The sequence below is a fragment of the Salinispora cortesiana genome (assembly GCF_000484695.1).
GTDB lineage: Bacteria > Actinomycetota > Actinomycetes > Mycobacteriales > Micromonosporaceae > Micromonospora > Micromonospora cortesiana.
The window spans coordinates 1-7914 of the sequence record NZ_AXVR01000097.1; the positions used below are offsets into that span (position 1 = coordinate 1).

8 protein-coding genes and 4 pseudogenes are annotated in these 7914 nt (G+C 67.0%); 3 read left to right on the forward strand and 9 right to left on the reverse strand.

Features of this window, described 5'->3' with window-relative positions:
• Positions 1-209: 209 nt before the first annotated feature.
• A pseudogene (locus K228_RS30275) lies at positions 210-578 on the reverse strand (DUF6297 family protein); the annotation flags it as partial.
• Positions 579-664: 86 nt separating this feature from the next.
• Between K228_RS30275 and K228_RS29015 the strand changes: the two are divergent.
• On the forward strand, positions 665-802 hold the full coding sequence (locus K228_RS29015) for a hypothetical protein (RefSeq protein ID WP_188116249.1): 138 nt from the start codon (positions 665-667) through the stop codon (positions 800-802).
• A gap of 78 nt (positions 803-880) precedes the next feature.
• Here K228_RS29015 and K228_RS0123305 read toward each other — a convergent pair whose 3' ends face one another.
• From K228_RS0123305 to K228_RS0123320, 5 genes are all read right to left on the reverse strand, one after another.
• Entirely contained in the window at positions 881-1603 is a 723-nt protein-coding gene (locus K228_RS0123305) for a B3/B4 domain-containing protein (protein WP_025620557.1), read from the reverse strand.
• A gap of 156 nt (positions 1604-1759) precedes the next feature.
• On the reverse strand, positions 1760-2089 hold the full coding sequence (locus K228_RS29835) for a hypothetical protein (RefSeq protein WP_050581025.1): 330 nt from the start codon (positions 2087-2089) through the stop codon (positions 1760-1762).
• 27 nt (positions 2090-2116) lie between these two features.
• The gene (locus tag K228_RS29840; RefSeq protein WP_245603572.1) at positions 2117-2311 is read right to left on the reverse strand and encodes a hypothetical protein; all 195 of its coding nucleotides are present in this window, start codon (positions 2309-2311) and stop codon (positions 2117-2119) included.
• The gene (locus K228_RS29845) at positions 2223-2750 is read right to left on the reverse strand and encodes a transposase family protein (RefSeq protein ID WP_342667138.1); all 528 of its coding nucleotides are present in this window, start codon (positions 2748-2750) and stop codon (positions 2223-2225) included. The genes K228_RS29840 and K228_RS29845 overlap by 89 nt, the downstream gene beginning before the upstream one ends.
• A 326-nt stretch (positions 2751-3076) precedes the next feature.
• A complete protein-coding gene (locus K228_RS0123320) occupies positions 3077-4480 on the reverse strand; it encodes a hypothetical protein (protein ID WP_025620558.1) in 1404 nt (467 codons plus the stop codon).
• Positions 4481-4659: 179 nt separating this feature from the next.
• Between K228_RS0123320 and K228_RS27825 the strand changes: the two are divergent.
• Positions 4660-4903 (forward strand): annotated as a pseudogene (locus K228_RS27825) (hypothetical protein); the annotation flags it as partial.
• On the opposite strand, the gene K228_RS28565 reads toward K228_RS27825, so the two are convergent.
• Complete coding sequence (locus K228_RS28565) at positions 4859-5020, reverse strand: AMP-binding protein (protein ID WP_155251621.1); 162 nt, start codon at positions 5018-5020, stop codon at positions 4859-4861. The pseudogene K228_RS27825 and the gene K228_RS28565 overlap by 45 nt on opposite strands.
• A gap of 343 nt (positions 5021-5363) precedes the next feature.
• Here K228_RS28565 and K228_RS0123330 point away from each other — a divergent pair, with 343 nt between their 5' ends.
• The gene (locus K228_RS0123330) at positions 5364-6608 is read left to right on the forward strand and encodes an NACHT domain-containing protein (protein ID WP_245603571.1); all 1245 of its coding nucleotides are present in this window, start codon (positions 5364-5366) and stop codon (positions 6606-6608) included.
• A gap of 46 nt (positions 6609-6654) precedes the next feature.
• On the opposite strand, the pseudogene K228_RS30580 reads toward K228_RS0123330, so the two are convergent.
• Positions 6655-6957: pseudogene (locus tag K228_RS30580) on the reverse strand (hypothetical protein); the annotation flags it as partial.
• Between the two features lie 312 nt (positions 6958-7269).
• A pseudogene (locus tag K228_RS0123340) lies at positions 7270-7818 on the reverse strand (right-handed parallel beta-helix repeat-containing protein); the annotation flags it as partial.
• Between the last annotated feature and the right edge of the window lie 96 nt (positions 7819-7914).

Below are 7914 nucleotides of genomic sequence, written 5' to 3' on the forward strand. Positions count from 1 at the left end.
CCGGCTCCGGCTCCGGCTCCGGCTCCGGCTCCGGCTCCGGCGGACTATCCGCCGTCCTGGTTGAAACGACCGATCCAGCGTCCACCTCATCCCACACCAACCCGCCATGGGCCTGCACGGTTTCAGCTTCGGCGAGATCACCTTCAACAACGGCCGCATTCCCGCGACCAAACCGACACCACCCGGATCGCGGCAGAAGCGTACGTCGATATGGTGCCGATCGAGGCGGTGCTCGGCTTCGCCCGCTGGAGGGCGCCCTCCGCGCCGGCCGGTCCCGCCAGCAAGCCAAGCGCCCACCACGGTCCGGCGAGCGAGCCGGTGGCCTGCAGCGCGACCAGGGTAATGACGAGCCACACGCCAGCGACAACGGTGGGGACCCGAGCCGCTGAGCGGTCGCCCGGCGGCTCCTGGCGCCGAATAGCCGCAACATCGCCGGGTTCGAGGCGTCGCCGCGGGTGGACTCCGCGGTGAGTACGGCGGAGGCCAGCGCGCCGATCAGGACCACGCCGAAAAGGAGCCAGGCGGGGCCGTCGGCGACGTTAGATCGGGACGGCGGCCGCGCCAACCGGCCACCAGAGTCACACGGCCTTGCGGCGCAGCAGCCAGCGGCTGCCCTCGTGCAGGGTCCGACCTCGGCCTTTTCGGCAAGAACGTCCTGCTGGCCGTGCTCGGGTTCCGGACCCCGCAGTACGTGCGGTACGTCTTCGAGGACCGCATCTTCAGCAACGTTCCGCCCGCGAAGGTCTCCATGCCGATCACCCTGCGTCGGAACGCTTCCTGCTCACAGCGGAGTGGCTGCTGATCCTCACGGTGGCGGCCTTCTTCGGCTGGGCGGTGACGCAGGGCTGAGCTGCCCAGGGCCGGGCGTCCCGGCTGGCGCTCACACCGAGACGGTCTCCGTCCGGGGTAGGTCGGCGGAGAGGGCCAGCACGGTGATCCGTTCCGCGTGTGGAGTGACCAGTTCCACAAGCAGGTCCTGCGCAGCGGTCATGGCCTCGTCGGGGACCGCCGACGCGCTGACCCGCTCCAGGATGAAGACGACCCGTCGGGTGGCGGGCGTAACCTTGCAGCGGTCACAGTCGCGGTGGTTCCAGTGCCGGGTCAGCACCTCCGAACCGGCCGTGTACACCACCTCACCGGGGGTCGGCTCCTCCCGCCGGTCCGTCTCGTTGAGCGGGGTGAATCCATCGCCCGGTTGGGCCGGGCGCACGACCACCGGCTCGTCGATGCTGGCAACGTCGAAGGCGCCGGCCGGAATCCCGTGCCGCACCGACACCAGGTTGTACGCGTCGACCACGGGATTCACCCTGGGTAGCCGTCCCACCTTGGCCAGGCGGCGGCTCAACGCGTCCACGCTGGGCCGCGTCCGTCGGGGGTTGGTGCCGAACCGTCGGTACGCCTCGTACCACGAGGCGATCGTGGGCTGGGACTCGTCGTGCGGCTGCCACCTGCCCGCTGCCAGGTCTGCCGTCAACTCGTCAATCAGTCGATCGGTGAGCGGCCACGACCCGTCGTTACGGACGCCGTCGGCTAGGACCAGTCGCACCTGGCTCTCGGGGAAGTCCGCCAGCACCGCGTCGTCGAGTCCGAAGTAAAGCGCCATGCCGTCCTCCCGGATGGGCCCATGGCGGGCGAGTCGATCCATACTAGGCTACGGAATCAGAAGGTTAGGGTTCGAATCCCTTCGGGTGCGCAAGATCGAAATGGGTCCGGGCTTGCGGACCTGCGTGGCACCATCCCGTCCAGGTGCCCGCAGCCCTCACGCGCCTCGGCGAAAATCTCCGGCCGACGCCGGGCCACGTAGTTGCGCACCGTCGAGTACAACGCGTCGGTGAATCCATGCGTACACGGTGACGGTGGACCAGCGACCGGCGCCCGTGTGGTAGCGGCGGCGCCGGATCCGTAGTGCCTGAGCCGCGTGGGGGAAGTCCAGCGCGAGCGGCCCGAGACAGGTGACCGCCTGCAACGCGCGGATGTCATAGCGGCCGTGCGCCCGCTCGCGGGTCTCGTCCAGGGCCGGGATCTTCGCCCAGGGTAGCGTCTTGACCTGCCGATACAGCCGCGGCTGGTTGCGCTTGACGACGAACACGTAACCGGCCTTCTTCTTCTCGACCAGTCAGCGGGCGTGTTCGCGCTGGGTATGCAACGCATCCGCCGTGACGATCGCGCCGGTCAGTTTCAGACCGTCCAGCAGCGGCATGAACCGGCTGATCTCATTCGTCTTACCATCGACGTCGAGCTGCGCCAGGACGATCTGCTCGGCCTGGCCCAACGCGGCCAGTAAATGCACCTGCGCCCCGGGCCGGTCCACTGCCCCGCAGCGTCTTGCCTTCAACGGCGATCACCCGCCGGGCCAACCCGGCCAGCCCTGCCCGGCTGAGCAACCAACGGCACACCGCGGCATCCAGCGCGTCAGCGTCGATGCCGGCCAACACCCGGGACAAGGTGCTGTCATCAGGCACCCGCCGCACACCGGTGAACGTGTCACGGGCCGCACCGAGACGGTCCCACACCACCTTCGGCACATCGGCGGCCCACTCCACGATCTCCAAGACCCGGCTGGAACCCGAGACCACCGCCGCGATCGCGGTCGCGAGCAGTCCCGGCAACGGATAGATCCGGCCCCGTGCATCCCGCGGGTCCGGAACCTCGGCCAGGGGCTGCAACAACCCCGGCGTGTCCTGCTCCGACAGAGGCGGCACACCACACAAACGTGCGGACAGCCCGCCGATCAACGATGATGCTTCCACGAGCGCGGTCTTTCTCGATCATCCAGCGTAGACACCTGAATAATCACCAGGAGACCGCGCTCTTCTACGTACCCACCGACCCCGGCGTGACTACCCCACAACCGAGACCATCCGGTCATACCTCGACCTTGCAATCGCCCTGCGGTGGTGCCTAATACGGGTGCCGTACCGGCGGGCTGTGCCGGACAGCTCGGCCAGGATCAGCCGCTGTGGCTGCGGCAGTGACGGCACATCCACCATCCCCCGACCCTAACCAGGAAGGGCCCCGCCCCTGCCGCCCGTAGACGGTAGGGGCGGGGGCCCGTCGTGATATCCGGGCGACGGGGTCAGTCCGGACAGCCAGTGACGTTGACGCAGTTGTTTGGCCGGTTCTTGACCACGGTGGTGCCGGTGGCGGTGTTCAACTCGACCGTGCCACCCGCCACGTTGAAGATGCCCCCGCCACCGTTAGCGGCGGCGGCGGTATTCTTGACGATCTTGGCGGTGAAGAGGGTGAGCGTGCCGGCGGCGTCGTTGAGAATGCCGCCGCCCTGGGTTCCTGCTTGGTTTCCGGTGACCTTCGTCCGCCGCAGCACTGTGTTGCCTTGTTGGAGAATGCCGCCTCCGCCGAAGGTAGCGGTGTTGTTCTTGATGGTGCTGTCCTCGATGACCAGAGGCGTGTTCGGGTTCACGCCGAGTCCGCCGCCACCGTTCGTCGCGGCGTTGTCGGCCACGGTGACGTTCCTGAGCGTGAACGGCCCTCCACCAACACCAAAGAAAGCACCGCCGCCAAATCTGGCGGTGTTCTGCATGATGCGGGTATCGGTGACCGTGCCGGCTCCTGGACTGGCGACCAGGCCGCCGCCCGCCTGTGCTGACTGGTTGGCGGTGATGGTGCTGTGCGCGATGCCGAAAGTGCCTCCAACGACGCTGATTCCACCGCCGCCGGTACTGCTGTTGTTGGCGTCGACCTGGGAGTGGGTGACCTTCAACAGGCCAGTGCTTTGGATCCCACCACCAACTGAAAGAGTTGCGGTGTTGTGGCTGATGATGGAGTGTTTGACGGTGGTGGTGCCGTTGTTGGAAATGCCGCCGCCAAAGATGGCGATATTGCCGGTGATAGTGCTGTGGTTGATGGTAGCGGTGCCGCCGGTGTTGACGAGGACTCCCCCGCCGCCTGGGTCAGCAGGAGCGGTTTGGCCGCCGGTGATTTTCAGGTGGTTGAGGGTGAGGTTGCCGCCGATGTCGACGGTGATGATGCGGAACAGGGGGGCTGCGGCGGCACGGGTGAGGGTGGTGTTCTTCCCGTTGAGGGTGACGGGGCTGGTGATCGCGGGGAGACCGGCGCCGTTCTGCGCAGCGGTGAGCAGGTAGGTGCAGTCTTTGGCGAGGTCGAGGACGGCACCGCCGCGGGCGTTGGCGAGGGTGATCGCCGCGATCAGCGCATCGGCGTCACACGGGACCGGTGTGCCCCTGCGTTTGTCCTTCTTTGCCTTGCCCTCGTGGTCCTTGTTGTCGGTGGAGGCGCGGTCAGGTTTTCCCGGCCGGTCATCGGCGGCGGTGAGGGTGCCGTCGACGGCGCCGATAGCCGGCGCTCCGCCGATGCCGAGGGTGGTGGTGAGGGCCAGGCCGGTCATGCCGGCCAGTCCGACGGCCCACCATCGTGACCTCGCCCGGCGTGCACCTGGCCGGTCCGGGTCATGGTCGTGGCGCTGATCGTTCATCGCGGTGTTGGTGTCCTTCCCTCTCACGGACGAGAACCACCTCGGCCGGGGTGGTGTTCCTCGGCTACCAGGCAGGCGGTAGCAACCACCCTGAGCTAAACCGACATCAACCCCACCACAACATGAACCCGAAAAACATGCCTGAACGAGACACGAGACTGCCGTGGCATCAGGCGCGCCCCCTCATACCCCGAGAGGAACCCCCGTTGACGCACGGTTACCTGATCTCCCTCATCCGCACCGCTGTCCCCGCCGCCGTCGGTGCCCTCCTGGCATGGCTCGCCTCGCAGGCGGACATCGTTCTCAACGCCGACTCCTCCACCGCACTCACATCTGGTGTGGCCGCCGGCCGGCTACTACGCCCTCGTCCGGGTCGCCGAGGCACGGTGGCCGTGGCTGGGTGTCCTACTCGGTACGCCGGCCGCGCGGCCGCAGGATGGTTCCGGCACCGCTGTCGGCCAGGATCTGCTCGATGACCGCCACCGGTTGCTCCGGATCGACCGGCACGAACGCCGCACCGGCCTTGAGCACGGCCAAAATCGCGGCCGCCGCGTCGGCGGACACCACGACCCGGTTGCCGGGCGTGACACCCCCGCGATCAGGGCAGCCGCAGCCGTATCAGTCATCGCCTCCAGTTCCTGGTACCTCAGGACGCGGCCGTTCTCCTCGACCGCTGGGGCGCCGGGGGGTGGGCGCGGACCTGTCCGCGGAACTGGTCAACGAAGGCAGCAGCGGCGCCCATCGCCTCCACTATCGCCGCAGTCGACGCGCCTGCCCGGGCCGCATCCGCACGGCCCAACACCGCGTGCAGCGCAGGCTCCCCGCGAGCCCCCTCTGCCAACTCCGCCAACACCGCCGCGAACACCGGCCGCAGCCGAACGGGCGCCGGTTCACCGCCGGTGATGGCAGGGTGTCTGACCAGCCGGTGCTGGTGTTGGACGCAGTACGAGACGGGCCGCAGGTACTGGTGTTGGGTGATCCCGGTACGGGCAAGACGACCTTGCTGCGGTATCTCGCGCTGTGCCACGCGCGCGGGCTACTCAACGGTGGGTCGGTGCAGGGGCGGCCGGCGCGGTTCCCAATCTATGTGCGCATCGGGGAGTACGCCCGTCAAGGGTATCCGCGGGTGGGGATCAGTGACTTCCTGCCCGGCTACCTGAACCGCTCCGAGTGTCGCACCCCCGGGCTGGCCCGTCTGTTGGGGCAGCAGCTGGAGGCGGGTCGGTGTCTGGTGCTGCTGGACGGGTTGGACGAAATCGGGTCGGCCGAGCTGCGCCGCGCGGTGGTCACCGCGGTGATGAATTTCGTGGCCGCGCACAGCCGCTCGGGAAACCGGTTCGTGGTGACCAGTCGGATCGCCGGCTACCAGGCCGCTGCACTACCGGAGCCGTTCACGGCGCTACGGCTGCGAGACATAGACGATGACACGATCAGCCGGTTCCTGCAGGTCTACTGCCGGCAGGTGCACCAGGCCGAAACCCCAGCCAACAGCCAGGCGGCGATCATCGAGGCCGGTGCGCGGGACGCCACCGCGATCGGCCAGGCGCTGCGCTCCAACGCCGGGATCCGTCGGTTGGCGGCCAACCCGCTACTGCTGACCGCCCTCGTCTTGGTCCACCGCGCCAGCGGACGACTCCCCCACCGAAGGGTCGAGGCCTATGTGGAGGTGTGTACCGCGTTGGGCCGCACCTGGCGCAGCGCTCAAGGAGTCGCCGAGGCGGACCTGCCCAACGAGCGGATCCTGACCCGCTGGCTGACCGAACTCGGCGCATGGATGCACCAACATCGCCCCGAGGGCTCCGCCAGCAGAGCAGAGTTGCTGGAAGTGCTGGGCCCGTGGTGGGCCAAGCATCACGGCATCGACTGGGATCCGAACGTGTTGACCGCAGCGGACCCACTGGGCACCGACGCGGGACGGGGCGTGTTGGAGTTCATCGACAAAGCCGACACCCACACCGGTCTGCTGGTCGAACGAACACCGGGCCGCTACGGCTTCGCGCACCTGACCTTCGAGGAGTACTACACCGGACGGGCACTGGCATTCCGCGGTACCCTGTCTGACTGCACTCCCCGCCAGTATCCAGCCCGTGACGCGGTCGCCTACGCCGGCCCACTCCCAGACCTCCCCGGAACCCGGCTGGGGGGGCGTCGATGATAAATAACTTTTCGCCGAACGCCCCACAACTCATCGGCTCGGCATCATCCAACGCTGCAGCCCGGATGAGGGTGACCGGCAGGTCGGCCAAGGTTTGGAAGTCCTTCGCAGGGTGAGCGCCATGCAACTGCACCGCACTAATTCCGGTCTCCTCCACAGTCGCTCGCATCGCCTCCGGCGCTTCCCCGGAGAACACCGCCACGGTCAGAATCTCCGGGGGTACCAGTCTCAACAGACGTCCGACCTCTTCGTTTCCACCCGGCGGACGCTGGCCGTTATCACGAAGCCAATCGCATCCACTCCTGCTGCGACCGCCGCCTCGACATGCTCCGGCTGCCGCAAACCGCATACCTTCACAAACATGAGCGGATTCTAGGCGCCCGCGGCATGCCGGTGTGGAGCGCTATAGCCCAGCGTTCGATGCCGCCCGGTTCTCATTTGCGATGTTCCGCACCTATGGCAGCCGACGCACGGAGAACCAGATGACAAACATGGAGAGGCCAGTCGCCGTTGTCACCAAGGAACAGGTCGACCGGATCGCTCACGCTAGTGGCGCCGACAACCCCAGGATGGGGTGACCGTGTGGGACCGGCGGAGGGATCCCGCCCCTACCGGCAAGCGGCGTGACGGGACCCCTCGTTGATCCGATGTGATCGGCTGGTTATCCGGCGCAGCCGGGAACGTTGAAGCAGTTGTTGGGTCGGTTCTTGATGATAACGGTGCCAGTGGCGGTGTTCAGGTTCACGGTGCCGCCCACCTCGTTGAAGATGCCCCCACCGTCGGTCACGGCGAGGTTCTTGACCACCTTGGTGTCGAAGAGGGTGGTTGTTGCGCCGGAGTTGTTGAAGATGCCGCCGCCCCGACGATTCGACTGATTGCCGATGATCTTTGTGCGTCGCAACACCGTTTGCCCCAGGAAGTTGAAAACTCCTCCACCATCGCTAGTGCTGGTGTTGTTCGCTATGTTGCTGTCCTCGATGACGACGGAGCTGTCCAAGACCAACAAGCCACCTCCCTGGCCCAAGACGACATTGTCAGTGATTTCGAGTTGCCGCAGCGTCGCCTGTCCGTCGAAGATCCAGACACCACCACCGGAGCCTTGGGCGGTATTTCCTGTGATTCGGGTGCCGGTAACTGTGAAGACACCTACGGACATGGACAATCCTCCGGTGGAGGTCGCTTGGTTGTTGGTGATACCGCCTCCCTTAATGGGGCTCTACGAAATTAGCGGGGGTCGAGGTGGCCTCGGGTGCGTCTGGTGGTAGCGCAGCGGGTGCGTAGTCGCTGGTTGGCGGGGTTGCGGAAG